A 23,715-nucleotide genomic window follows, 5' to 3' on the forward strand; every position below is an offset into this window, starting at 1 on the left:
CCACCCCTCACATCCCCCGCACCGCCCCCGCCAGCCGCGTCCCCGCCGCCGCCCGCGGCCCGTTGTCGGGGACGGGGCGCCGCCGCGGATGCACCGCGTTCGTCAGCAGCACCAGGAACGTGTCCGTTGCCGGGTCCAGCACCAGTGACGTACCCGTGAAGCCCGTATGCCCCGCCGCCCCTCGCCCCGCCAACTCCCCCATGAACCAAGGCTGGTCGAGCGCGAAGCCCAGGCCCGGTGGGATGAACAGCAGCTCGACGTAGTCGGGGCCGAGAATGCGGGCCGTACCGTACGAGCCGCCCGCGAGCAGTGTGCGGCAGAAGACCGCCAGGTCGCGGGCCGTCGAGAAGAGGCCGGCGTGGCCGGCGACGCCGCCGACGGCCCAGGCGTTCTCGTCGTGGACCACGCCGCGCAGCATGCCGCGGTCCGCCTTGGCCCAGGGTCTTCGCTGGTCCTCGGTGGCCGCCGCGCCCGGGCACGGCCCGAAACCGGTCGCCCTCATCCCGAGTGGCCGGGTGATCCCCTCCCGTACGAGGACGTCGAGCGGGCGCCCGGTGATCCGCTCCAGGACGTGCTGGAGGAGGAGCATGTTGAGGTCGGAGTACACGTACGCCTCGCCGGGCTCCGACACCGGCTCCTCCGCCCGCAGCAGCTCGAGCCGTGCCGCGTCGCTGCGGCAGTCGTACAGCGGGAGTTCGGGGCGTAACCCGGAGGTGTGGGTGAGTAACTGCCGTACGGTGACGCCGTGTTCGGCCGCGGCCGTGAAGTCCGGGAGGTACGCCGCCACGCGCGCGTCGATGCCGAGCGTGCCGCGTTCCAGCTGCTGGACGGCGGCGACGCTGGTGAAGAGTTTGGTGAGGGACGCGAGGTCGAAGGGCGTGTGCACACTCGCCGGCACCCATGCGCTGTGCGGCAGTTCGAGGCCGCGGCCGGTGTCCTCGTCGTAGGCGGCGTAGCGCACCGCCCAGCCCGCCGCCTCCTCGACGGCGATCACAGGACCGCGTCCGGCGATCACCACGGCGCCGGCGGCCCAGGGCGGATCCCCGCTGGTGAGTTCGCGGACCTCCCGTACGAGTTGAGCCAGTTCATCGGGATCGAGCCCGGCACGTTCCGGTGTGCCGGGGCGCAGTCTCGGTGCGCTCAGCTGTCTGCTCCCTTTTTCTCGGCTGCGCTCGAAAAGGGGGAACCCCCACCCTTCGCGTCCGCGCGTCGCTGCCAGGGACGGCACAGTCCCATGAAGCAGCCCACGGCCACCAGTGCGCAGGCCAGTTGGACGACGGCCATCGGGACAGCCGTGTGTTCCCCGGCGATGCCCACGAGGGGTGTGGCGATCGCGCCGACGAGGAAGGAGGAGGTGCCGAGCAGGGCGGACGCGGAGCCCGCGGCGTGCGGGGTGCGCATCAGGGCGAGCGCGTTGGTGTTGGGCAGGCACAGGCTCATCGCGGACATCAGCACGAACAGGCCGACGGAGATCGGTACGAGGCCCACCTCGCCGAAGACTCCCGCCGCCATCAGCAGCAGCGCGGCCGACGCGGCGGTGATGATCACGAGTCCGGCCATGAGCACCTTGTCGAGGCTGACCCGGCCGACGAGGACCTTGCCGTTGATCTGGCCGACCAGCACGAGGCCGACCGAGTTGACGCCGAAGAGGATGCTGAACGTCTGCGGAGAGGCGCCGTAGATCTCCTGGATCACGAACGGCGAGGCCGAGACGTACGCGAAGAGCGCGGCGAAGGCGAAGCCGCCGGTGAGCATGTAGCCGGTGAAGACGCGGTCCGCGAGCAGTCCGCGCATGGTGCGCAGGGCCTCCGCGACGCCGCCGCTGTGGCGTTGTTCGGGCGCGAGCGTCTCGGGCAGGAAACGCCAGACGACGACGGTCAGTACGACGCCGACGGCCGCCAGGATGTAGAAGACGCCCCGCCAGTCGGTGATCCGCAGCACCTGCCCGCCGATGAGCGGCGCGACGATCGGGGCGACTCCGGAGATCAGCATGAGCGTGGAGAAGAACCGCGCCATGTCCACGCCGTCGTACAGATCGCGTACGACGGCCCGCGCGATGACGATCCCGGCCGCGCCCGCGAGCCCCTGGAGCAGCCGGAAGGCGACGAGGAGTTCGATGGTGGGCGCGAACGCGCAGACGGCGGTGGCGACGATGTAGATCAGCAGCCCCACCATCAACGGCCGCCTGCGTCCCCACTTGTCGCTCATCGGCCCGACGACCAGCTGCCCGAGCGCCATCCCCGCGAGGCACGCGGTCAGCGTCAACTGCACGGTGGCCGCGGGCGCGTGCAGCGAGTCGGTGACCTCCGGGAGTGCCGGGAGGTACATGTCCATGGACAGCGGCGGTACGGCGGTGAGGCCACCGAGGATGAGCGTGACGAGCAGACCTACGGAGCGGCGGGCGCCCGGCGACCGCACGTCTGGCTTCACACTCGATGGGGGGACAGGGGGCACGTCCGCGGCGGTCACTCCCGTGACCGAAGCGATCACCGCACCCGGCATGTGACCCTTTCCGCCCTCCTGGCTGCTCTGCCCGTCCTCGTCCCGTCTTGTACCGCCCTGCTCGGGCATGTGCCCCTCCCTGTCGGTTGAACCTTCCACCTATGCTCTCAGCTCGGACAAGCTGGCGAATCACAGATTCATGGAGCGAGGGTTCGGGGATGGCGGAAGTGGCGGCAGAACGCGTGCGCTGGGGTGTGCTGGCGACCGGAGGGATCGCGGCGGCGTTCACGGCGGATCTGGTGGATCTGCCGGACGCGGAGGTCGTGGCGGTGGCCTCGCGGACGGAGGAGTCGGCGAAGGCGTTCGCGGACCGGTTCGGGATACCCAGGGCGTACGGCGACTGGGGCGCCCTCGCGCAGGACGAGGACGTGGATGTGGTGTATGTCGCGACGCCGCACTCGGCGCACCGGGCCGCGGCCGGGCTGTGCCTGGAGGCGGGGCGCAACGTGCTGTGCGAGAAGGCGTTCACGCTCAACTCGCGTGAGGCCGAGGAGCTGGTCGCCCTCGCGAAGGAGCGCGGCAGCTTCCTGATGGAGGCCATGTGGATGTACTGCAATCCGCTGATCCGGCGCCTCAAGGAGCTCATCGACGACGGCGCCATCGGTGAAGTCAGCACGGTGCAGGCCGACTTCGGCCTTTCTGGCCCCTTCCCGCCCACTCACCGGCTGCGTGACCCGGCGCAGGGTGGTGGCGCGCTGCTCGATCTGGGCGTCTATCCGGTGTCGTTCGCGCAGTTGCTGCTCGGGGAGCCCTCGGAGGTGATGGCGAGAGCGGTGCTCTCCGACGAGAGCGTTGATCTCCAGACGGGAATGCTGCTCTCCTGGGAGAGCGGCGCTCTCGCTTCGCTGCACTGCTCCCTCGTCGGCGGCACGTCCACCTCCGCCTCGGTCACCGGGTCCGAGGGCCGTATCGACATCCCGTACGGCTTCTTCCACGCCGACCGCTTCGTACTGCACCGCGACGGCCGCGACCCGGAGGAGTTCACCGCCGCCGACGCGACACGGGCCGGCCTCAAACACGAGGCCGTCGAGGTCATGCGCTGCCTGCGCGCGGGCGAGACCGAGTCGCCGCTCGTCCCGTTGGACGGCACCCTCGCGGTGATGCGGACGCTGGATGCGGTACGGGACCGCATCGGCGTGACCTATCCAGGAGAGACCAGCTGAAGGGGCGCCCTTATAAAGGAGGCCGCAGGCCTTCCTTTAGGGGCGCGGGGAACTGCGCGACCAGCCACGACGAACCCGCGGCTTCGAACCACCGGCAGTTCCCCATCCCTCCCAGCACCTACGCCGGCTTGAGGCCCTGATCGCCCACCTCGGTAACAAAAGACGCGGCGGTCGTGATCGCCGCCCCTGGCGTCGTCACTGCGGACACCGTCTTGAAGTCCACGTTCGCCGCGCCCTGGCCAAGGGCAACGGTCACATACCCCCGCTGCCCGTTGTAGTGCTTCATGTGCGGGTTGGCGGCCAGGTAGCCCGCCCAGTTCGGCGGCTGGGCGGCGCCGTTCTGCCCGCTGGAGATCGACGTAGTAACGATCTCCGTCCCCATCGTGCGGGAGCCCTGGTTGTCGAAGTCGCGCTTGATGTCGAAGCCGTACGACACATGGACATCGCCGGTGAGCACCATCAGGTTCTCCACACCGGCCGCCTCGGCACCCTTGAGGAGCCGCTCGCGGGAGGCCGGGTAGCCGTCCCAGGAGTCCATGCTGCGGGTGGTGTTGCCGGGGGTGGCGTGGTTGCGGCGGGCGAAGACGACCTGCTGCGGGAGGACGTTCCACAGCGCGTTCGACTGCTGCCAGCCGTCGGTCAGCCAGCGCTCCTGCTCCAGGCCGGGCAGCGTCTGCGACTCGGCCTCGGACTCGGGCGTCGGCGTCTTCCAGCCGTCGCCGTTGGCCTGGTTGGTGCGGTACTGCCGGGTGTCGAGGATGTCGAACTGCGCGAGCCGGCCCCAGCGCAGCCGCCGGTAGAGCCGCATGTCGGGACCCTGCGGCTGCTGCGGACGGCGCAGCGGCTGGTTCTCCCAGTACGCGCGGTACGCGGCGGCGCGGCGCAGCAGGAACTCCTCCGGCGGTACGTCGTTCTCGGGGGTGTCGTCCGCGTAGTTGTTCTCGGTCTCGTGGTCGTCCCAGGTGACCACGAAGGGGTGCGCGGCGTGCGCGGCCCGCAGGTCCGGGTCGGACTTGTAGAGGGCGTACCGCAGCCGGTAGTCCTCCAGCGTGACCGTCTCGCGGTTGAAGATGTCGGGCAGCGTGCGGTCCGTGTAATTGCGGGCGCCGCCGACGGAGTTGACGGCGTACTCGTAGAGGTAGTCACCGAGGTGGAAAACGATGTCGACGTCGTCCTCGGCCAGGTGCTGGTACGCGGTCCAGTAGCCGTCGTGGTACGCCTGGCAGGACACGGCGGCCAGCGTCAGTTCGGCGACGCGGGCGCCGGTCGCGGGCGCGGTGCGCGTACGGCCGGTCTCGCTGACCCAACGGCCCGTACGGAAGCGGTAGTAGAAGGTGCGGTCGGGGTCGAGGCCGGTCACCTCGACATGCACGGCGTGGTGGAACTCGGGGTGCGCGGCGGTGGTTCCGCGTCTGGCGATCCGGCGGAACTTGGCGTCGTGGGCCAACTCCCACTGCACGGGGACGCGTTGCCGGGGCAGTCCGGAGTCGGCCTCGAACGGGGCCGGCGCGAGGCGTGTCCACAGCAGTACGGAGCCGGGCTGCGGGTCGCCGGAGCCGACGCCGAGGGTGAAGGGGTCGTCGGCGATCTTCGCCGCGTCGAGTTCGGCGGCGCCGGCCACGCCCGCGGTCGGCAGGTTGGTGGCGAAGGCGAGCGCGGCGGCGGCGCCGGTGACGGTGAGAAAGCGGCGCCGGCCGAGGTGACGGGCTGCGGCGCGGAGCTCGGGGGCGTGCCGCGAAACGCTTTCCTGCGACGGTAGTTGACGGGCTGCGGGTGTCATCTGGCCCTCCCCTGACGGTTGTTGTACGACGCATTGGAGTGGCCGGGGTCGACGGCAACCCGTCGTGTACACAACAGAGGGGTGTCGGGAGGATGAGTTCCGGATGCCGGGCCCTCCCGTACGCTGCGGGCCCATGAACGACAAGAAAACGAAGATCGCACTGGTCACCGGGGCGGGCTCCGGCATCGGCCGCGCCGTGACCGTGGAACTCCTGCGCACCGGCTGGTCCGTGGCGCTCGCGGGCCGCCGCGCACAGACCCTGGAGGAGACGGCGGCCCTGGCGGACACCCAGGCGGAAAACGGTGCCTCCCTCTGCGTACGCGCCGACGTCTCACGGCCCGACGACGTGGCCGGACTCTTCACCGCCGTACGGGAGCGCTTCGGGCGGCTCGACCTGCTCTTCAACAACGCCGGTACGTTCGGCCCTGGCGGCGTCCCGTTCGAGGAACTCCCCTACGACGCCTGGCGCCACGTGGTCGGTACGAATATCGACGGCGCGTTCCTGTGCGCGCAGGCGGCGTACCGGCAGATGAAGGAGCAGGACCCGCAGGGCGGCCGGATCATCAACAACGGTTCGATCTCGGCGCACACGCCGCGCCCGCACTCGGCGGCGTACACGGCGACCAAGCACGCGCTGACAGGTCTCACCAAGTCACTGTCCCTGGACGGCCGTCCGTACCGGATCGCCTGCGGTCAGATCGACATCGGCAACGCGGCCACCGACATGACCGAACGCATGCAGACGGGGGCCCTGCAGGCGAACGGCGAGGTGGTTCCGGAACCCGTGATGGACGTCGCGGACGTGGCCCGGACGGTGCGGCACATGGCGGAGCTGCCGCTGGAGGCGAACGTGCAGTTCGCGACGGTGCTCGCGACGACGATGCCGTTCATCGGCCGCGGCTGAGCGCGCCGGAACCTGCACAAACGGAAGCTGCACAAACGGAAGTTTTACGTCCGGTGCATTTCTGCCGGTGGAGAGATTATGCTCAACTCACCTCCACCGGAGCTTCACATTTGGAGCACAAGACTTCCTCGGCCACACTCAAAGGGGAGGCGGCAGCCGTTCCGGGATACGGGTGGGGTGGGAGGGGGCCCCGCGTGGGATCGCGGGATGACCCGGGCCGCGGAACGGCTGCCGCACAACGAACACCGATGCCCCGTCACGAGACGGGTCGGGCTCAGCGGGTCAGGATTTCGTCGATCTCGGTCAACTGCTCTGTGATGAACGGACCTTGGACGAGTGCCCCGGCATTCTCCCCGGGAGGCGGGCTTCCCGTGCCCCGGTCATATGACATTGACGGCATCTAGGAAGCGGGCGGCAAGCTCGGTGTCGCCGGTGACCGTCACGTCGCGGTCGCGCCAGGACGAGCGCTGCGTGCCCCAGTCGGGGAAGGTCAGCGCGGGGGCGGTGACGTGCGCGGCGACCGCGCCGTCGGAGGGAGCCAGGCCGCCCGCCTCGTCGAACCACCAGGTCCCGCCTCCGGGGCCGGTGAGAGTCAGTGCGACACGGGCGTCGAGCCCGGCGACCGGCGCCTTGGCGACCTGGTTGCTCAGTACGGCGATCATCCAGGTCAGGACCGCGCGCATCCGGTCCGCATCGGTGGGCGGCACGGGCCGGCCGAGCGCTGGGGCCATGTCGTGGCGCAGGTGGGTGTGGTGGTCGAAGACGAGCGCGCCGCCGATCATCAGACCCAGGGGGTGGCGGCCGAGGTCGGCCAACTGTGCCCGTACTCGGGTGGCGGGTGTGCGTCTGACGACGTCGAGGAGCGTGGTGGCTCGCCGACCGGCGCGCCGGTACTCGGCCATCACCTTGGCGCGGCTCCAGTCCCGCCGCCGGTCGACGGGGTCCTCGTTCGCCTGCTCGAGGCTGGCGGCGAAGCTCGTGCGCAGCCCGGCGGGTGTGTAGAGGCTCCGCGCCGTCGCACCGATGTGGGCGACGACGTCGGCGATGCGCCATCCGGCTGCGGCGCTGGGCGCGGTCCATTCGTCGTCGGTGAGGCTGCTGGTGAAGTCCAGCATCTCGGTGCGTTCGGCGCGCAGGGCGGCGGCCATGTTGCGCAGGTCGGCGGGGGGCAGGCGCTTGCTCATGGCGTTGTCTTCTCTGGTGGTGAGGCGGGGCGGCGGATGGCCTGTACGGCCGCGTCGTACAGGTCGAACTGGTCGGCCTGTCCGCCCAGGCGCATCCACTCTTCTGTGGCGGCCTGGAGGCAGGTGATCGCCGCGGCCGCGATCGCGCGCGCCTGCAGGGCGCGGTGGTCGGAGTCGGGCAGTCGCGGCTCGATCAGCGGTGCGAACAGGTCCTGCCAGCGAGCCTGCTTCTCGGCGTGGCCGGCGCGCAGGGATTCGTTGCCGAACAGCAGCGTGGTCATCTCGAGCCGGCGCTCGGCGGTGAGGTCGATCTCCTCGAGTACCTGGAACGCCGCACGCAGCGACGTCCACGGGTCTTCGTCGGCCGGGCGCTCGGCGAGCCGCGCGGCGATCAACTCCCCCTGCTCGGACAGGCCGTTGAGCGCGAGGTCCTCCTTGTTGCGGAAGTAGTTGAACAGGGTCCGTTTGGAGACGCCCGCCGCGGCGGCGATCTCCTCGAGTGTCGTGTCGTCGTACCCCTTGGCCGCGAACAGTTCGACGGCGGTTTTGGTGAGGAGCGCGCGAACCACCGAGCGGGTCTGTTCCCGGAGGGGTGCCGGTTTCTGAGCCATGCACCGATGGTACATCTCTTCTCGAGATGCAGCTACTTGCACTCAGTGCAAGAGAGTGCGTAGAGTGCAGCCATGAGCAAAATCGACTATCGCCGCCAGACCGTCATCGTCACCGGAGCCAGCTCCGGACTCGGCGCGGAATTCGCCCGCCAACTGGCCCGTCGCGGCGCGGATCTCGTACTCGTCGCCCGCCGCGCGGACCGGCTCAAGGACCTGGCCGACGAACTCACCCGCGCCCACGGCGTCACGGTGACCGTCGTCGCCCGCGACCTCGGCCGGCCCGACGCCGGCCGCACGCTGCGCGCCGAACTCGAATCCCGCGGCATCCACGCCACCGGCCTGGTCAACAACGCCGGCTTCGGCACCCACAACGCCCTCACCGACGAGGACCCGGACCGCCTGCAGAGCATGATCGCGCTGAACGTCAGCGCGCTGGTCGACCTCAGCCGCGCCTACATCGACCCGCTGACCTCCACCGACACCGGCATCCTGATCAACGTCGCCAGCCTGCTGGGCTTCCAGCCGACCCCGTACCTGAGCGTCTACGGCGCCACCAAGGCCTTCGTCCTCAGCTTCACCGAATCGCTGTGGGAAGAAAACCGTGGCACCGGCCTGCGCGTCCTCGCCGTGTGCCCCGGCGCCACGAAGACCGAGTTCTACGACGCCGCCGGCAGCGAGACGGCCGACTACGGCGCGAAGCGAGTCACCGCCGACCACGTCGTCAAGATGGCCCTGGACACGCTCGACCGCCGCTCCGCGCCCCCGTCGGTGATCACCAACGGCCGCCCGCTCGCCCTCGCCGGCAAGATCCTGCCGCGCCGCCTGATCGTCCGGTTCATGGGCCGCATGGCCCGCCCCTAGCCGGCACTGCTCCTCCGCCCCCCGGCCCAGCAGTCGCCCCCCATTAGCAGCGGTCGCCCTCACCCGCAGCAAAGGACCACCATCGTGACCATCACAGAAGTCACCCCACAGCCCACCGACGCGGAGCGCTTCGGTCACATCCTCGCCGTTCAGCGCGCCGCCTACCGCCGCGACGGAGCGCCCTCACCGGCGGCGCGGCGCAGCGACCTGAGCAGGTTCAAGGCGGCGCTGATCGCCCGGCGCAGCGCCATCGAGGAGGCGATCAACGCCGACTTCGGAAACCGCTCGCGCCACGAGACCGCGATGATGGAGCTCGGCGGCGTCGTCCAGGGCATCGACTACCTTCAGCGCAATCTCCGCCGGTTCATGCGCCCGACCGGCCGCCACACCGCCTGGCACATGCGTTTCGGCACCAACCGCATCGAGTACCAGCCGCTCGGCGTGGTCGGGGTCATCTCACCGTGGAACTATCCCGTCAACCTCTCCCTGATGCCGGTCGTCACCGCGATCGCCGCCGGCAACCGCGTCATGCTCAAACCGTCGAAGTTCACCCCGGCGACGAACACCGTGCTCGCGTCGATGCTGAGCGAGCTCTTCCCGCAAGAGCAGGTCACGATCGTCAGCGGCGACGGTGCCGCGTTCTCCTCGCTGCCCTTCGACCATCTCGTCTTCACCGGAAGCACCGAGGTCGGACGAGCCGTGATGAAGGCGGCGAGCGAGCACCTCGTCCCCGTCACGCTGGAGTTGGGCGGCAAGTCCCCGACCATCGTCGCCAAGGGACACGTAACCGACCGGACCGTGTCCGACATCGTCTTCGGCAAACTCCTCAGCGGCGGGCAGACCTGCATAGCCCCCGACTACGCCCTGGTGCACGAATCCGAGATCGACACCTTCATCGACAGCTACGACCAACTCGTGAAGGCCGCCTACCCCGACGGTCCGAACAGCAAGGACTACACCTCGATCATCAACGACAAGCAGTACGCGATCCTCACCGACCTGATCGAGGACGCCCGTAGCCGCGGGGCACGGATCATCGAGGTCGGCCACCGGCCGGGCGAGGCCGCCCACCGCCCGCACACCCTCGCACCGACCGTCGTGCTCGGCGTCACCGACGAGATGCGGATCGCCCACGAGGAGATCTTCGGCCCCATCCTGCCGATCTTCCCCTACCGCGACACCGACGAGGCCATCGACCACGTCAACGCCCGGCCACGACCGCTCGCGCTCTACTACTTCGGCAGCAACGACGCGGACCGGCGCAAGGTCCTCGACCGCACGACCTCCGGCAACGTCACCGTCAACGGCACCATCATGCACGTCGGACAGGACGACCTTCCCTTCGGCGGCGTCGGCGCGAGCGGGATGGGCCAGTACCACGGCGTCGAGGGCTTCCGGACGCTCAGCCACCCCAAGGGCATCTACGTGCAAGGCCGCTTCAACGCCGCCCGCCTCCTGTACGCCCCCTTCAGCAAGCGCACCGACGCTCTGCTCAACTTCTTCCTTCGATGACCGGCGGGTCACTTGTTCCCTGGTGTCCGAGCCAGGACTACGGGGGTGCGTCCCGGGCCCATGGCACGCTGGCCGCCATGAGTGATCACGACACAGCGGCAGCCTCGGCCACGTACGACGACATGTGGGACACGGTGGGCCGCCTCCAGGAGTGGCTCGTACGTGCGCAGCCCTCGCGTCCCCCTCAAGAGGCCCTGCTCCTGCGGATGTTGAAGCTCTCCGAGGAGGTCGGCGAGGTCGCCGAGGCGGTCATCGGTGCCACCGGCCAGAACCCGCGCAAGGGTACGAGCCACACCTGGGACGACGTCCAGGCGGAGCTGTGCGACGTGATCATCACGGCGGCCGTCGCGCTGCGCACGCTGACACCCGACGCTCGTGAGGTCTTCACGAGCCACTTGGAGCAGGTGCGGAAGCGTTCGCTCGGGTCGGGGCAGCTCCCCTGACGTCCGCCCTCAAAAGTTGATCATGTGTCCGGCGAGCCCGTGGACCGCCTCCTTGACCGCCTCGCCGAGCGTCGGGTGGGCGTGGACGTTGCGGGCCACCTCGTGGACGGTCAGGTCCCACTGCTGGGCGAGGGTCAGTTCGGGGAGGAGTTCGGTGACGTCGGGGCCGATGAGGTGGCCGCCGAGGAGTTCGCCGTACTTCGCGTCGCTGATCAGCTTCACGAAACCGGTCGCGTCGCCCAGGCCGTGCGACTTGCCGTTCGCGGTGAAGGGGAACTTGGCCACCTGGACGTCGTAACCCTGCTCGCGGGCCTGTGCCTCGGTGTAGCCGAAGCTGGCGATCTGCGGCTGGCAGTAGGTGGCACGCGGAATCATCACGTACTCCAGCTCCATGGTCTCCGCGTCCGCGATGGTCTCGGCGGCGACGATGCCCATCGCCTCGGCGGCGTGCGCGAGCATCAGCTTGGCGGTGACGTCGCCGATGGCGTAGATGTGCGGGACGGAGGTGCGGCAGCGGCCGTCGACGTCGATGGCGCCGCGGTCCGTGACCCGTACGCCCGTCTTGTCCAGGCCGTAGCCCTCGATGTTCGGGGCGAAGCCGATCGCCTGGAGGACCTTGTCAGCCTCCAGGACCTGCTGGCTGCCGTCCTTGGCGGTCACCGTGACGCGGACCTGGGGGCCGGACTCGTCGATCGCGTCGACGCGGGTGGAGGTGAGCACGTCGATGCCCAACTTGCGGTACTGCTTGGCAAGTTCGGTGGAGACCTCGGTGTCCTCCAGCGGCGTCATACGGTCCAGGAACTCGACGATCGTGACCTTCACGCCGTAGTTGTGCAGCACGTAGGCGAACTCGACGCCGATCGCGCCGGCGCCCGCGATCACGATGGAGGCCGGCAGGTCCTCGGCGAGGATCTGCTCCTCGTACGTCACCACGCGGGAGGTGCGGCGGGTGCCGGGCAGGAGCTTCGGAGTCGCGCCGGTGGCGATGATGCAGTGGTCGAAGGCGATGGTGCGGGTGTTGCCGTCGTAGTCGGCCACCTGGAGGGTGTGCGCGTCGAGGAAGGTGCCGCGACCGCTGAGTTCCGTGATCTTGTTCTTCTTCATCAGGTAGTGGACGCCCTTGACGCGGCCGTCCGCCACCTTGCGGCTGCGGCGGAAGGCCTCGCCGTAGTCGAAGGAGACCTGCCCGTCGATCTTGATGCCGAAGGTCTTCGCCTCGCGCGTGACGATGTGCGCGAGTTCGGCGTTGCGCAGCAGGGCCTTGCTGGGGATGCAGCCCACGTTCAGACAGACGCCGCCCCAGTACTTCTCCTCGATCACCGCGACGCGCTTGCCCAGTTGGGCGGCGCGGATGGCGGCGACGTAGCCGCCGGGGCCCGCTCCGAGTACGACGACGTCGAAGCGCTCGCCCTGCTCGTCCATGGCGTTTCCTTCCGATGAGGGGTGGCGACCGGGCACCTCGCCGCGACCGCCCTCAGCCTCAAACAGCATGCGCCATGGGGGGCGATGGCCCGTCACCCTGGTCACCCGTACGGCGCAAACGCCCGGTAGGACCACCCCCACCCACGGTCACCTACAACCCTCCCCCGGCCGGAGGCGCAGCCACCCCGTAAGAAAAGATCACGCCCGGGTTCGACGGGGCCTGGTTGAGGACCCAGAGGCCGATCAGGGTGGCGAGGGTGAAGACCACCGCTATCAGGACGGCCAGGACCAGGCGGCGGCGGCGTTCGCGGCGGAGCCAGTCGCCGCGGGCCGTGCGGTAGGCGTCGGGGGCGGCCTGGACACCGCCGGCCAGCGTTCCGAGCGCTTCGCGCAGCGCCTGCTCCGTACGATCGACTTCGTTCATCGCCGGGCCTCCATCGCCTGGGTCAGGGCGGCGATACCGCGCGAGGTGTGGGTCTTGACCGATCCGGGGGAGATTCCCATCGCGGCGGCTATCTCGCTCTCCTTCAGTCCGAGCCAGTGCCGCAGCACCAGCGCTTCCCGCTGCCGGGCGGGCAGTTGCTGCAGGGCGTCGATCAGTACGCGCTGGTCGTCGCGGAGCAGCGCCGTGCTCTCGGCGGAGGCGACGACGTCGCTCGGCGGCTGCTGGACGTGCTTGCGGGCGACCTGGAGGTGGCGGATGCGCATACGGGTCAGATTGCACACCGTGGAGCGCAGATACGCCTCCGCCGCCTCGGCATCCCTGAGGCGCCGCCACTTCCGGTAGATCTGGTAGTACGCCTCGGCCACCACGTTCTCCGGGTCGTCCGCGCCGAGCAGTACGGCCAGGCGCAGCATCGAGGCGTAGTGCAGCTCGAAGAGGCGGGCCAGGGCGGCCTCCCGCTCGAGGTCGGCCGGATCGCTCACGGGTGGGGACAGCACCTCGTCGGCAGTCGGGTCGCCGGTCGGCGGGGATGCCGTCGTCTCGCCGGTGGCGGCGGACTGCGGGATGTGATCGGTCGCGGCGGGCCGCGGGACGCGGGGATCCGGGATACGGGGATCGGTGACGGCGGCCGGAGCGGCCTGCGGCGCCGGCAGTCGCGTGTGCTGTCTGCGTCTCACGGGTTGCTCGCTCCCGTCTCGGGGCGCCGCCTGACGGTCAGGCGGGACGGTAGGTCGGTGAGGTCGGCGCCACGCGGAACGCCGAAGCGTTCGAGGGCCGCGGTGCCGGCCACGGCGACGGTCAGGTTGAGCAGCAGGGCGACGAGCCCGGCGTAGATCTCCAGCGGCTGATCGCCGCCGCCGAACGGCACGATGGACGAGAAGCCCTCGCGGACCACCAGGAAGGTGCCGGCCACCATGCCCACGGCCCACCCGGCCAGCAGCGCCCGCGGATGCAGCCGGCCCGTGAAGAGCCCTATGGCCACCGCTGGAAATATCTGCAGGATCCATACGCCGCCGAGGAGTTGGAGGTTGATGGCGTCCTGGTCGCGCAGCCCGAACACGAACGCCACCGCCCCCACCTTCGCGGTGACCGAGACCGCCTTGGCGATGCGCACCTGTCGTTTGGGCGTGGCGGTGGGGTGGACGTACTCGACGTACACATTGCGTACGAAGCAGGTGGCGGCCGCGATCGACATCACGGCCGCCGGGACCAGCGCCCCCACGGTGATCGCCCCGAAGACGAGTCCCGCCAGCGGGCCCGGCATCAGCCGGTCGACCAGCATCGGTACGGCGGTCTCGGCGCCGCCCTCGGGCGCCCGTACCCCCGCCGCGAGTGCCGCGATACCGAGGAGGCCGAAGAGGGCGAGCAGTCCCGTCCAGGCGGGCAGCGCCACGGAGACCTTGCGCAGGGTGCGCGGGCCGTCGGCGGCGAACCCGGCGGTGAGGACGTGCGGATACATCAGCAGGGCCAGCGCCGAACCGAAGGCGAGCGTGGCGTAGGCGGGCTGCTGCTCGGGGGAAAGGAGCAGGGCGGAGTCCGTCACGCCGGTGCCGCCGAGCCGTCGCGCCGCGCCCTCGAAGACCGCGCCGGGTCCGCCGAGCCGGGCGAGGACCAGCCAGCACACGGCGGTGAGCGAGACGAAGACGGCCACCGCCTTGAACGCGGAGATGACGGTCGGCGCCCGCAGCCCGTGCCGGTACGTCGCCACCGCGAGCCCCGCGAAGAGCGCGATCAGCACGAGATCGCCGCCCGCGCCCCGCGGATAGACACCGCCGGCGGTGAGCACCGCGCGGATGCCCAGCAGTTGCAGCGCGAGGTAGGGCATCGTCGCGAGGATCCCGGTCAGCGCCACCACCAGGGCGAGCGGCGGCGAACCGTACCGTCCGCGCACGAAGTCGGCGACGGTGATGTAGCCGTGCCGGCGGGCCACCGCCCACAGGCGGGTCAGCAGGACGAAGGCGAGCGGGCAGACGATCACCGTGTAGGGCACGGCGAAGAAGGCGGGCGCTCCGTTCCCGTACGCCAGTCCCGGTACGGCGGTGAAGGTGTACGCGGTGAAGATCGTGCCGCCGAGCAGCATCCAGGTCCAGACGGGACCCAGGCTCCGGTCGGCCAGTGCCCAGCCCTCCAGGGACGGCAGCCGGTCGGTGGGACGCAGCCGACGCGCGGTGACGGCGAGAAGCGACGCTCCGCCGATCACGGCGAGGAACGTCGCGGTCATGGCGCCGTCCGCCATGGGTCACCGTCCTTGGTGTGCCTGAGGTCCTATGGCCTGTCCGCCGGACAGGCCATAGCCCGAGCCCTTGCCGGAGAGTTGCGCGGGCAGTCCGTCCGGTTGACACGGTTGACGGAAAACCGGCGGGAAATCTTCTGGAAATTCTCTGTCAACCAGTTCCGGCCGGCGGGCAACTCTTGCACAGACCGACAGCCAGCGGGAGGGGAGCGCAGGTCATGACATCCAGTGGTCAGCACCGGCTACGGCGCGTCGCGATCGCCGTACTGCTTCTCGCGCCCGCCGCGGGACTGCTGTGGGTCCCCTTGTACGCCGGGGCGGACCCGCGGCTCGCGGGGACGCCGTTCTTCTACTGGTACCAGCTCGCCTGGGTGCCGGGGTGCGCCCTGTGCCTGCTCGCCGCGTACGCGCTGACCAGGCACGACCGCGACGACCGGCACGATCCCTGAGCCACTTTCCCGCCACTTCCCCACCGCGTACCGCCCGGCACCACCACCCAGTAGCGCCGCACACGATCACCCCGTAGCGCCGCACACCATCACCCAGCACCACGGCCAGGAGCCGCCATGCCTACGTCAGCCATGCCCGAATCCGCTCCCCCGGCACCGGAAAGCCCACCCCCCTCCGGATCCGCCCGGCCCCGTATGACCCCACGCTCCATCCTCCTGTGGACCACCGTCGCCCTGGTCGGCGCCGTCTGCTGGGGCGTCCTCGCCCTCTCCCGGGGCGAGGAGATCTCCGCCGTCTGGCTGGTGCTGGCCGCCCTCGGCTCGTACGCCATCGCCTACCGCTTCTACGCCCGCTTCGTCGCCCGGCGCGTACTGAAGCCGGACGACCGACGGGCCACTCCCGCCGAACGCCTCGAGGACGGCGTCGACTTCCAGCCCACCGACCGCCGGGTGCTGCTGGGCCACCACTTCGCGGCGATCGCCGGGGCCGGACCACTGGTGGGGCCCGTACTCGCGGCGCAGATGGGCTATCTGCCCGGCACGATCTGGATCGTGGCCGGCGTGATCTTCGCCGGGGCGGTGCAGGACATGGTGGTGCTGTTCCTGTCGATGCGGCGGGACGGGAAGTCGCTCGGGCAGATGGCCCGTGACGAGATCGGCCGGGCGGGCGGGGCAGCGGCCCTGATCGCGGTCTTCGCCATCATGATCATCCTGCTCGGTGTGCTGGCCCTGGTCGTCGTCAACGCCCTCGCGCACTCCCCCTGGGGCACGTTCTCGGTCGCCATGACCATCCCCATCGCCCTGTTCATGGGCTTCTGGATGCACGTCATCCGCCCCGGCCGGGTCGTCGAGACCAGCCTGATCGGTGTGGCGCTGCTGCTGCTCGCGATCATCGGCGGCAGCTGGATCCAGGAGTCCTCGCTGGCCGACACCTTCACCCTGAGCCCGACGACCCTGGTGTTCTGCCTGGTCGGGTACGGCTTCGTCGCCTCCGTGCTCCCCGTGTGGATGCTGCTCGCGCCGCGCGACTACCTGTCCACCTTCATGAAGATCGGCACCATCGCGCTGCTCGCGGTCGGAGTCGTCGTGGCCACACCCGTCATGCGTGCGGAAGCGGTCAGTGACTTCGCGTCCTCGGGCGCGGGCCCGGTCTTCGCGGGCTCCCTCTTCCCCTTCCTGTTCATCACCATCGCCTGCGGCGCGCTGTCCGGCTTCCATGCGCTGGTCGCCTCCGGGACGACGCCGAAGCTGATCCAGAAGGAGTCGCAGGTCCGGATGATCGGCTACGGCGCCATGCTGATGGAGTCGTTCGTCGCGATCATGGCGCTGATCGCCGCGGCCACCCTCGAACCCGGCCTGTACTACGCGATGAACGCGCCCGCCGGGCTCCTCGGTACGACGGCCGAGTCCGCCTCGCAGGCGGTGGCGAACCTCGGCTTCACCATCAGCCCTGACCAGTTGACGCAGGCGGCGAAGGACGTCGAGGAGTCGACGCTCATCGCCCGTACCGGCGGTGCGCCCACCCTCGCGGTCGGTATGTCGGAGATCTTCTCCGGGGTCTTCGGCGGGGCCGGGATGAAGGCCTTCTGGTACCACTTCGCGATCATGTTCGAGGCGCTGTTCATCCTGACGACGGTCGACGCGGGCACCCGGGTCGGACGCTTCATGCTCCAGGACATGCTCGGCAACGTCTGGAAGCCGATCGGCCGGGTCAACTGGAAGCCGGGCATCTGGCTGTGCAGCGGCCTCGTCGTGGCCGCGTGGGGCTACTTCCTCTACACCGGTGCCACCGACCCCCTCGGCGGAATCAACCAGCTCTTCCCGCTCTTCGGCATCGCCAACCAGCTGCTCGCCGCCATCGCCCTCACCGTCTGCACCACCGTGCTGATCAAGTCCGGGCGGCTGCGCTGGGCCTGGGTCACCGCGATCCCGCTGGCCTGGGTGGTCGCGGTCACCTTCGTCGCCGGCTGGCAGAAGATCTTCTCCGACGACCCGCGGATCGGCTTCTTCGCCCAGCGCGACCGGTACGCCGACGGCATCGACGCCGGCGAGGTCATCGCCCCCGCCAAGACCCTCGACGACATGCACACCGTGGTCACCAACTCCACAGTCGACGGCGTCCTGATCGCCGTGTTCCTGCTGCTGGTCGCCGTGGTGATCGTCAACGCAGCGGTGGTCTGCGTACGGGCCATCCGCTCTCCGGGGTCGTTGGCGACGACGGAGGCGCCGTACGTCGAGTCCCGTATCGACATCCCCGAGCAGGCCGGCGAACCGCTGGTGGGAGCCCGTTCATGAACGCCCCGTCCATGAACGCCCGGCCCTGGGCGCGGACCGCGCGTTGGGTGCGCTGGTATCTGCGCGAGCTGACCGGTGAGTCGGAGTACGACCGCTACTGCGAGCGCCACCGCCGCCGGCACCCCCACGCTCCGCCGCCCAGCCGACGGGAGTACGAGGTCCTGCGGACGCACCACCGGGAGAACCATCCGCAGAGCCGCTGCTGCTGAATGCGCGGACCGCACCCCGTGTGCGGTCCGCGGACTGCGGGACGACGACCGGACCGCGGAACGGGCAACCGGACCGCGGGACCGGCAACCGGACCGCGGGGCGGGCGCGCCTCCCAGCCCTGACGCCGCCGCCCGCCCCGCACCGCAACCACTTCCTGTCCCCGACTCCGCCTGCCCACCGAGCCGTCCGCGAGACCGAGATGCTGAGACGCCGCCCCTCCCTGCTGATCCGGCCCGAACTCGACGACCACCCACTGCACGCCATCCTGGCCGAACTGCGCCCCGCCCAGCAGCTCCACGGCCTCGGCGCGGGCCGTATCCGCCCACTCTGGGAGCCGGTCGCCGACCTGCTGCGCGCCACCGGGCGCGACTGGGACCGCCGGGTGCACCGGATCTCCGTACTGGCGGGGAGCCTGCCCGCGGCGGTCTCGCAGCGGTGGGTCACCGACCGGCCCGGTGACGGGGACGCCCTGGTCCTGCGGGCGTTCGCCCTGTCGGAGCGTGCCCCGGACGAAGGGCCGGCCGCCGCCCGGCGGGCCGAGCAGGCCTGCCTTCGAGCCGCGCAGGCCTGTCCCGAGGACCCCACGCCCTGGCTGGCGCTGCTGTCCCTGCTGCAGTCCTTCGCGGCTCCTCCCAAGGACGCCGTGCCCGTGTGGACCGAGGCCGTCAACCGCGCCCCGTGGAACAGGACCGCCTATCACCGGCTGCTGCGCTATCTGTCCCCGCGCGGACACGGGACGGTCCCCGACATGATGGACTTCGCCCAGCAGGGCGCCGCCCGCGCACCGTATGGGTCACCCCTGGTCCTGCTGCCCGTGGCGGCCCGCGTGGAACTCGTCGCCCACCGTCAGCGGCAGGACCCCCTCGTCGCGTTCGGGGCGAGCGGCCACTGGAACGACCCACGGGCGGCCGAGGAGGTCGACACGGCCTTGACCGGCTGGTTCCACACCGCCGCCGCACCGCACGCGGAAGCCGTCACCGACCTCAACGTCCTCGCCTTCGCCCTGACCCGCACCCACCGGCCGGCCGAGGCCACCGCCGTCTTCCACCGCATCGGCCGCCATATGACACACCACCCGTGGGACCTGCTGCCGGACCCGGAGCGCACGTTCCTCTACTGGCGGGATCGAGAGGCCGGCCGCCGCCGGACGTGAAGGGCCGTGAACCGACGGGCCGGCGTGGGACGGGAGACTCCCGCCAGAGCGGCCTGTTGTGCAAAACGTTTTGGATATCTAGCTTGTGCGCCATGAGTGAGCGCCATGAGTGAGAGAGCGCCCGCGTCGGCGGGCGGCCTGCTGGTGTCCGGCTGCGATGTGCTGCGTGTTCCGCCGGAGGGCGAGTGCGAGATCCTGCGGGCGCAGGACATCGTCGTGACGGACGGTCTCATCGAGGACGTACGGCCGACCGGTACCGCCGGCGCGAAGGGCGGAGCGGGCACGCGGGAGGTGATCGACGGGCGTGGTCTGCTGGCCGTCCCCGGCCTGGTCAACGCGCACACGCACAGCGCCATGGTGCTGATGCGCGGCGCGGCCGAGGACGTGACGGTCGAGGGCTGGTTCAACGACCGCGTCTGGCCGATGGAGAGCAACCTCACCCCCGCCGACGTACGGACCGGCGCCCGGCTTGCCTGTGCCGAGATGATCCGCTCGGGTGTCACGACCTTCGCCGACCACTACTTCTTCCCCGAGCAGATCGCCGAGGCGGTCGCCGAGACCGGTCTGCGGGCCGACATCGCGCCCACCTACTTCAGCAGCCGGGGCCGGGAAGCCCTGGAAGCGACCGTGGAGTTCGCGGAGCGGTGGCACGGCGGAGCCGAGGGCCGGGTGACCGTGTCACTCGGGCCGCACGCCCCGTACACCGTGGACGACGAGGACCTGCGGATCCTGAGCGAGCACGCCCGGCGCCTTGGCCTGCGCATGCACATTCACGCCGCCGAACACCTGGAGCAGACCCGGTCCAGCCTGGAGCGGCGCGGCCTGACACCCATGCGAGTGCTGTACGAGACGGGGGTGCTGGAGGCCGGAGCACTGATCGCGCACGGTTGCGGGATCGTCGAGCAGGATCTTCCGCTGCTGGCCGAGTACGCCGGCACGACCGCGGTGGCCTGCTGCCCCAAGGTGTACCTGAAGCACGCGCTGTCCCCGCTCACTCCGGTCCGCGAACTGCTCGGCGCCGGCGTCACGGTGGCGGTCGGTACGGACGGCGCCGCCGGTCACAACACGCTCGACGTGTGGGAGGCGCTGCGGCTGGTCGCCCTCACCCAGAAGCAGGCCGTGCGGGACGCGACCTGGATGACCGTCTCCGACACCCTGCGCCTTGCCCTGCGCGGCGGGGCCCGCGCGCTCGGCCTGCAGGACCGCATCGGGGCGCTGGAGCCGGGCATGCGCGCCGACATCGTCCTCACCGACCTGACCGGGCTCCACTGCCGCCCGCTGCACGACCCCCGTGCCGCGCTGGTCTACAGCGCCCGTGCCAGTGACGTGCGGACGGTGGTCGTCGACGGCCGGGTGCTGATGCGGGACGGCAGGCTGCTCACCGTGGACGAGCCCGCGCTGCTCGCCGAGGCCGACGCCCGGGTGGCCCGGATCCTGGACACGTCCCACGGACGGGCGGTGCAGCACTATGACCCATGAGTCCTACGGGGCCTACGAGTCCCACGGGCCCGGCCGCCGGTCGGCCGTCCGCAGACCCGCGTCCATCAAGGACGTCGCCGCGGCGGCCGGGGTCAGCGCCACCACCGTCTCCCATGTCCTCAGCGGCAACCGGCCGGTCAACGAACAGACCGCCGCCCGGGTCCGCAGCGTCGTCAACCGGCTCGGGTACGTCCCGGCCTCGCTCGCCCGCAGCCTCCAGGCCGGTTCCACCTCGGTGATCGGCCTGCTCATCCCCGACATCAGCAACACCTTCTTCGCCGAACTCGCCAAGGGCGCCGAGGACGCCGCCCACGACCTGGGCTACGGACTGATCCTGTGCAACACCGAGTTCGACGCCGACCGCGAGGACCGCTACCTCGGCATGATCCGCAGCCGGTTCATCGACGGCATGGTGTACGCCTCGGGGTCCCCGCCGTCCCGGCGGCGGCTGGAAGCCCTGATGGGCAAGTTCCCGATCGCGCTGGCCGACGAGGAGGTCGAAGGGCTCGAGCGCGCCCTCATCGCGACCGCCGACCATGAGGCGGGCGGGCGGCTCGTCGGCGAGCACCTGCGGGCGCTCGGCCACCGCCGGGCCCTGATGCTGACCGGTCCACGCGCCCTGAAGAGCGGCGTCGCCCGGGCGAACGGCTTCGTGCGGGCCTTCCGCGGCGAAGTCGTCGAACGCGCCGGTGACTTCAAGGAAGGCTCCGGCTACCGCCTCGTCGCCGAACTCGTCCAGGAGGGTGGTCTCCACGGGGACTGCACGGCCGTCTTCGCGGCCAACGACCTCATGGCGTTCGGAGCCCTCACCGCGCTCAGGGAGGCGGGGCTGTCGGTTCCGGGGGACATCTCCGTGGTCGGCTTCGACGACATCCGGGCGGCCTCGCTGGCCCATCCGCCCCTGACCACCGTCCACCAGCCGGCCTACGACGTGGGCCGCACCGCCACCGCGCAACTGCTCCAGTACGTCACCCGGGGCGAGGTCCCGCCCGCCTCCCGCCACACCCTTCCCGTCGAGCTCAAGGTACGGGGCAGCACGGCGCCCATCGCCCGCTGACCTCAGGCCTTTTGCCTCGAGTTGCTCCGAGCTGCTCCGAGTTGCCCCGAGACCTTTTGCCCCGCGCTCCCCGAAAAGGCGGTTCGCCATGCCCAGAGTCCTCGTCGTCGGCGAGTCCTGGTTCACGTACACGGTCCATCAGAAGGGCTTCGACGCCTTCCACACCTCCGAATACACCGAAGGGGGAGGCGTCTTCCTCGACGCGCTCCGTTCCCGGGGCCATGAGGTGACGTACGTCCCCTCGCACGAGATCCCCACCCGGGTGCCGGCTTCCGCCGACGGATTCGACGCGTACGACGTCGTGGTCATCAGCGATGTGGGCGCCAACAGCTTCCAGCTTCCACCCGAGACCTTCAGCCGCTCCGTGCCCTCCCCCGACCGCTCGGAGCTGGTGCGCGCCTTCGTGGAGCGAGGCGGCGGGGTGCTGATGATCGGCGGCTATCTCACCTTCAGCGGCATCGACGCCCGCGCGCGCTGGGGGCGCTCTCCGCTCGCTGCCGCCCTGCCGGTGCTGATCGCGGACCGCGACGACCGCGTGGAACTCCCGTCCGGTGCCGTGCCCGAGGTGGTCGGCAAGCATGGAATCGTACGAGGACTTGAGCGTTCCTGGCCCGCACTGCTGGGCCTCAACGAGGTCACGGCCCGGCCGGAGGCGTCGCTGCTGGCCGAGTGCGCCGGGCATCCGCTGCTCGTGGTCGGTGACCACGGGGCGGGCAGGTCGGCGGCGTTCACCTCCGACGTGGCACCGCACTGGGCACCACCATCGTTCCTGGCCTGGGACGGCTACGCCGAACTCTGGGACCGCCTGGTGCACTGGCTCGCCGGAGCGGAACTGTGACGCCGGTCCCGGCCTCCGGGCCCCTGCCCGACTCCGGCTCCGGCTCCGGGCCAGTACCGCACCAGCCCGGCCCCGGCTCCCCACCTGCGCCACACCAGCCCGACTCCGAGCCCCTGCCCGGCTCCGGACCTGTGCCTGGCTCCGGGCCAGTGGCGCACCGGGCCGGCTCCGACTCCGGACCTGCGCCACACCAGCAAGGCTCCGGCGCCGGGCCTATGCCCGGGCACGCGCGCTCGCCCAAGCCTGGACCCGCGTCCGGGCTCGCGTCCTCGCATCCGGCCGACCCCGCGCCCTTGCCGACATCCTCGCCCGCGCCCTTGCCCGCGCCCGGGCAGAGGCAGGAGCGCGGGCCGGGCGCCGGCGTCGGCACCCCGCACATCGCCGCCGCCCCGGGCGACTTCGCTCCGCTGGTGCTGATGCCGGGCGACCCGCGCCGGGCCCGGCGGATCGCCGAGACGTTCCTTCAGGACGCCCGGCTGGTCACCGACGTGCGCGGCATCCTCGGCTACACCGGAACCCACCAGGGCGAGCCGATGTCGGTCCTCGCCTCCGGCATGGGCATTCCCTCCGTCTCCATCTACGCGACCGAACTGTTCCGCCACTACGGCGTCCGCCGGATCGTCCGGGTCGGTACGGCCGGTGCGATCACGGAGTCGGTCGCGGTACGGGACGTGGTGATCGCCTCCGCCGCGCACACCGACTCCAGCCTCAGCCGCATCCTGGTGGACGGCGTGACCCTGTCGCTGGCTCCGTCCTACCGGCTGCTCCACGCGGCGGCGGAGGCCGCCCGGCAGCGGGGGCGGTCCGGTGGGGAAGCGGTCCACATCGGCCCGGTGTTCACCAGCGACCACTTCTACCTCGACCGTCCCGCCGTCTTCGACGCCCTGGAACGCAGGGGCACGCTCGCGGTCGAGATGGAGGCGGCGGGACTGTACGCCGTGGCGTCCGCGGAGGGCGGCGAGGCCCTCGCCGTGCTGACCGTCTCCGACCACCTCCGCACCGGTGACGTCCTCACCGCCGAGGAACGCGAGACGGACTTCGACCGGGCGCTGCGCATCGCCGCCACCGCGCTGCTCGCCGATGCCTGAAATTCCCACACCGGAAATCAAACAGAAACCGGGCAACGTAGCCAAAACGTTTTGCACTTCCTACTGTCAACGCAGCCGCTCACTCA

22 protein-coding genes are annotated in these 23,715 nt (G+C 70.6%); 13 read left to right on the forward strand and 9 right to left on the reverse strand.

What is annotated here, in order from left to right; translation table 11 throughout:
- Positions 1–7: 7 nt before the first annotated feature.
- Together OP79_RS39965 and OP79_RS39970 are read right to left on the reverse strand one after the other, a co-directional pair.
- Positions 8–1,129 carry a serine hydrolase domain-containing protein gene (locus OP79_RS39965; RefSeq protein ID WP_063742083.1) on the reverse strand — a complete coding sequence of 374 codons (1,122 nt, stop codon included), beginning with the start codon at positions 1,127–1,129 and terminating at the stop codon, positions 8–10.
- An 11-nt stretch (positions 1,130–1,140) separates the two neighbouring features.
- Positions 1,141–2,571: a Bcr/CflA family multidrug efflux MFS transporter gene (locus OP79_RS39970; RefSeq protein WP_245685611.1), complete on the reverse strand. Its 1,431-nt coding sequence runs from the start codon at positions 2,569–2,571 to the stop codon at positions 1,141–1,143.
- 89 nt (positions 2,572–2,660) lie between these two features.
- Here OP79_RS39970 and OP79_RS39975 point away from each other — a divergent pair, with 89 nt between their 5' ends.
- Positions 2,661–3,665 (forward strand): Gfo/Idh/MocA family protein, encoded by a 1,005-nt coding sequence (locus OP79_RS39975; protein WP_033327750.1) that lies wholly within the window; start codon positions 2,661–2,663, stop codon positions 3,663–3,665.
- 118 nt (positions 3,666–3,783) lie between these two features.
- Here OP79_RS39975 and OP79_RS39980 read toward each other — a convergent pair whose 3' ends face one another.
- Positions 3,784–5,445, reverse strand: a complete 1,662-nt coding sequence (locus OP79_RS39980) for an alkaline phosphatase D family protein (RefSeq protein ID WP_033327751.1) — start codon at positions 5,443–5,445, stop codon at positions 3,784–3,786.
- Positions 5,446–5,578: 133 nt separating this feature from the next.
- Between OP79_RS39980 and OP79_RS39985 the strand changes: the two genes are divergently transcribed.
- A complete protein-coding gene (locus OP79_RS39985; RefSeq protein WP_033327783.1) occupies positions 5,579–6,349 on the forward strand; it encodes an SDR family oxidoreductase in 771 nt (256 codons plus the stop codon).
- A gap of 380 nt (positions 6,350–6,729) precedes the next feature.
- Here OP79_RS39985 and OP79_RS39990 read toward each other — a convergent pair whose 3' ends face one another.
- Together OP79_RS39990 and OP79_RS39995 are read right to left on the reverse strand one after the other, a co-directional pair.
- Positions 6,730–7,533: a maleylpyruvate isomerase family mycothiol-dependent enzyme gene (locus OP79_RS39990; protein ID WP_033327752.1), complete on the reverse strand. Its 804-nt coding sequence runs from the start codon at positions 7,531–7,533 to the stop codon at positions 6,730–6,732.
- Positions 7,530–8,144, reverse strand: coding sequence for a TetR/AcrR family transcriptional regulator (locus OP79_RS39995; RefSeq protein WP_033327753.1), 615 nt, complete (start codon positions 8,142–8,144; stop codon positions 7,530–7,532). Before OP79_RS39995 ends, OP79_RS39990 begins: the two co-directional genes overlap by 4 nt.
- Positions 8,145–8,216: 72 nt before the next feature.
- Here OP79_RS39995 and OP79_RS40000 point away from each other — a divergent pair, with 72 nt between their 5' ends.
- The 3 genes from OP79_RS40000 to OP79_RS40010 all read left to right on the forward strand — a co-directional run bounded on the left by OP79_RS40000 (position 8,217) and on the right by OP79_RS40010 (position 10,960).
- Positions 8,217–9,005, forward strand: a complete 789-nt coding sequence (locus tag OP79_RS40000) for an SDR family NAD(P)-dependent oxidoreductase (RefSeq protein WP_033327754.1) — start codon at positions 8,217–8,219, stop codon at positions 9,003–9,005.
- A gap of 84 nt (positions 9,006–9,089) precedes the next feature.
- A complete protein-coding gene (locus tag OP79_RS40005; RefSeq protein ID WP_211270952.1) occupies positions 9,090–10,517 on the forward strand; it encodes a coniferyl aldehyde dehydrogenase in 1,428 nt (475 codons plus the stop codon).
- Positions 10,518–10,594: 77 nt separating this feature from the next.
- On the forward strand, positions 10,595–10,960 hold the full coding sequence (locus OP79_RS40010; protein WP_033327755.1) for a MazG-like family protein: 366 nt from the start codon (positions 10,595–10,597) through the stop codon (positions 10,958–10,960).
- Between the two features lie 9 nt (positions 10,961–10,969).
- On the opposite strand, the gene lpdA is transcribed toward OP79_RS40010, so the two are convergent.
- The 4 genes from lpdA to OP79_RS40030 form a co-directional block, all read right to left on the reverse strand.
- Complete coding sequence (gene lpdA, locus OP79_RS40015; RefSeq protein WP_033327756.1) at positions 10,970–12,382, reverse strand: dihydrolipoyl dehydrogenase; 1,413 nt, start codon at positions 12,380–12,382, stop codon at positions 10,970–10,972.
- Positions 12,383–12,533: 151 nt separating this feature from the next.
- Complete coding sequence (locus OP79_RS40020; RefSeq protein WP_033327757.1) at positions 12,534–12,806, reverse strand: hypothetical protein; 273 nt, start codon at positions 12,804–12,806, stop codon at positions 12,534–12,536.
- The gene (locus OP79_RS40025) at positions 12,803–13,504 is read right to left on the reverse strand and encodes a SigE family RNA polymerase sigma factor (protein ID WP_033327758.1); all 702 of its coding nucleotides are present in this window, start codon (positions 13,502–13,504) and stop codon (positions 12,803–12,805) included. Before OP79_RS40025 ends, OP79_RS40020 begins: the two co-directional genes overlap by 4 nt.
- Positions 13,501–15,063 (reverse strand): sodium:solute symporter family protein, encoded by a 1,563-nt coding sequence (locus tag OP79_RS40030; RefSeq protein WP_033327759.1) that lies wholly within the window; start codon positions 15,061–15,063, stop codon positions 13,501–13,503. The genes OP79_RS40025 and OP79_RS40030 overlap by 4 nt, the downstream gene beginning before the upstream one ends.
- A 215-nt stretch (positions 15,064–15,278) precedes the next feature.
- On the opposite strand from OP79_RS40030, the gene OP79_RS40035 reads away from it, so the two are divergent.
- The 8 genes from OP79_RS40035 to deoD all read left to right on the forward strand — a co-directional run bounded on the left by OP79_RS40035 (position 15,279) and on the right by deoD (position 23,629).
- The gene (locus OP79_RS40035; protein WP_033327761.1) at positions 15,279–15,509 is read left to right on the forward strand and encodes a DUF3311 domain-containing protein; all 231 of its coding nucleotides are present in this window, start codon (positions 15,279–15,281) and stop codon (positions 15,507–15,509) included.
- Positions 15,510–15,626: 117 nt separating this feature from the next.
- Positions 15,627–17,804, forward strand: a complete 2,178-nt coding sequence (locus tag OP79_RS40040; RefSeq protein ID WP_033327762.1) for a carbon starvation CstA family protein — start codon at positions 15,627–15,629, stop codon at positions 17,802–17,804.
- An 11-nt stretch (positions 17,805–17,815) separates the two neighbouring features.
- Positions 17,816–18,013 (forward strand): YbdD/YjiX family protein, encoded by a 198-nt coding sequence (locus tag OP79_RS40045; RefSeq protein WP_033327786.1) that lies wholly within the window; start codon positions 17,816–17,818, stop codon positions 18,011–18,013.
- Between the two features lie 20 nt (positions 18,014–18,033).
- The gene (locus tag OP79_RS40050; RefSeq protein ID WP_245685612.1) at positions 18,034–19,167 is read left to right on the forward strand and encodes a tetratricopeptide repeat protein; all 1,134 of its coding nucleotides are present in this window, start codon (positions 18,034–18,036) and stop codon (positions 19,165–19,167) included.
- Positions 19,168–19,272: 105 nt separating this feature from the next.
- A complete protein-coding gene (locus tag OP79_RS40055) occupies positions 19,273–20,646 on the forward strand; it encodes an amidohydrolase (protein ID WP_033327764.1) in 1,374 nt (457 codons plus the stop codon).
- Positions 20,636–21,703 (forward strand): LacI family DNA-binding transcriptional regulator, encoded by a 1,068-nt coding sequence (locus tag OP79_RS40060; RefSeq protein ID WP_051745354.1) that lies wholly within the window; start codon positions 20,636–20,638, stop codon positions 21,701–21,703. Before OP79_RS40055 ends, OP79_RS40060 begins: the two co-directional genes overlap by 11 nt.
- Before the next feature lie 88 nt (positions 21,704–21,791).
- Positions 21,792–22,541 (forward strand): glutamine amidotransferase, encoded by a 750-nt coding sequence (locus OP79_RS40065; RefSeq protein WP_033327765.1) that lies wholly within the window; start codon positions 21,792–21,794, stop codon positions 22,539–22,541.
- A 293-nt stretch (positions 22,542–22,834) separates the two neighbouring features.
- A complete protein-coding gene (gene deoD / locus OP79_RS40070) occupies positions 22,835–23,629 on the forward strand; it encodes a purine-nucleoside phosphorylase (RefSeq protein WP_245685613.1) in 795 nt (264 codons plus the stop codon).
- Positions 23,630–23,715: the final 86 nt, after the last annotated feature.

It is taken from the genome of Streptomyces yerevanensis (assembly GCF_000716805.1).
Taxonomy (GTDB): domain Bacteria; phylum Actinomycetota; class Actinomycetes; order Streptomycetales; family Streptomycetaceae; genus Streptomyces; species Streptomyces flaveus.

Coding starts and splice junctions, on each gene's coding strand:
- OP79_RS39970 (WP_245685611.1), bottom strand. CDS start 2,571: ATGCCCGAGCAGGGCGGTACAAGACGGGACGAGGACGGGCAGAGCAGC.
- OP79_RS39975 (WP_033327750.1), top strand. CDS start 2,661: ATGGCGGAAGTGGCGGCAGAACGCGTGCGCTGGGGTGTGCTGGCGACC.
- OP79_RS39980 (WP_033327751.1), bottom strand. CDS start 5,445: ATGACACCCGCAGCCCGTCAACTACCGTCGCAGGAAAGCGTTTCGCGG.
- OP79_RS39985 (WP_033327783.1), top strand. CDS start 5,579: ATGAACGACAAGAAAACGAAGATCGCACTGGTCACCGGGGCGGGCTCC.
- OP79_RS39990 (WP_033327752.1), bottom strand. CDS start 7,533: ATGAGCAAGCGCCTGCCCCCCGCCGACCTGCGCAACATGGCCGCCGCC.
- OP79_RS39995 (WP_033327753.1), bottom strand. CDS start 8,144: ATGGCTCAGAAACCGGCACCCCTCCGGGAACAGACCCGCTCGGTGGTT.
- OP79_RS40000 (WP_033327754.1), top strand. CDS start 8,217: ATGAGCAAAATCGACTATCGCCGCCAGACCGTCATCGTCACCGGAGCC.
- OP79_RS40010 (WP_033327755.1), top strand. CDS start 10,595: ATGAGTGATCACGACACAGCGGCAGCCTCGGCCACGTACGACGACATG.
- lpdA (WP_033327756.1), bottom strand. CDS start 12,382: ATGGACGAGCAGGGCGAGCGCTTCGACGTCGTCGTACTCGGAGCGGGC.
- OP79_RS40020 (WP_033327757.1), bottom strand. CDS start 12,806: ATGAACGAAGTCGATCGTACGGAGCAGGCGCTGCGCGAAGCGCTCGGA.
- OP79_RS40030 (WP_033327759.1), bottom strand. CDS start 15,063: ATGGCGGACGGCGCCATGACCGCGACGTTCCTCGCCGTGATCGGCGGA.
- OP79_RS40035 (WP_033327761.1), top strand. CDS start 15,279: ATGACATCCAGTGGTCAGCACCGGCTACGGCGCGTCGCGATCGCCGTA.
- OP79_RS40040 (WP_033327762.1), top strand. CDS start 15,627: ATGCCTACGTCAGCCATGCCCGAATCCGCTCCCCCGGCACCGGAAAGC.
- OP79_RS40045 (WP_033327786.1), top strand. CDS start 17,816: ATGAACGCCCGGCCCTGGGCGCGGACCGCGCGTTGGGTGCGCTGGTAT.
- OP79_RS40055 (WP_033327764.1), top strand. CDS start 19,273: ATGAGTGAGAGAGCGCCCGCGTCGGCGGGCGGCCTGCTGGTGTCCGGC.
- OP79_RS40060 (WP_051745354.1), top strand. CDS start 20,636: ATGACCCATGAGTCCTACGGGGCCTACGAGTCCCACGGGCCCGGCCGC.
- OP79_RS40065 (WP_033327765.1), top strand. CDS start 21,792: ATGCCCAGAGTCCTCGTCGTCGGCGAGTCCTGGTTCACGTACACGGTC.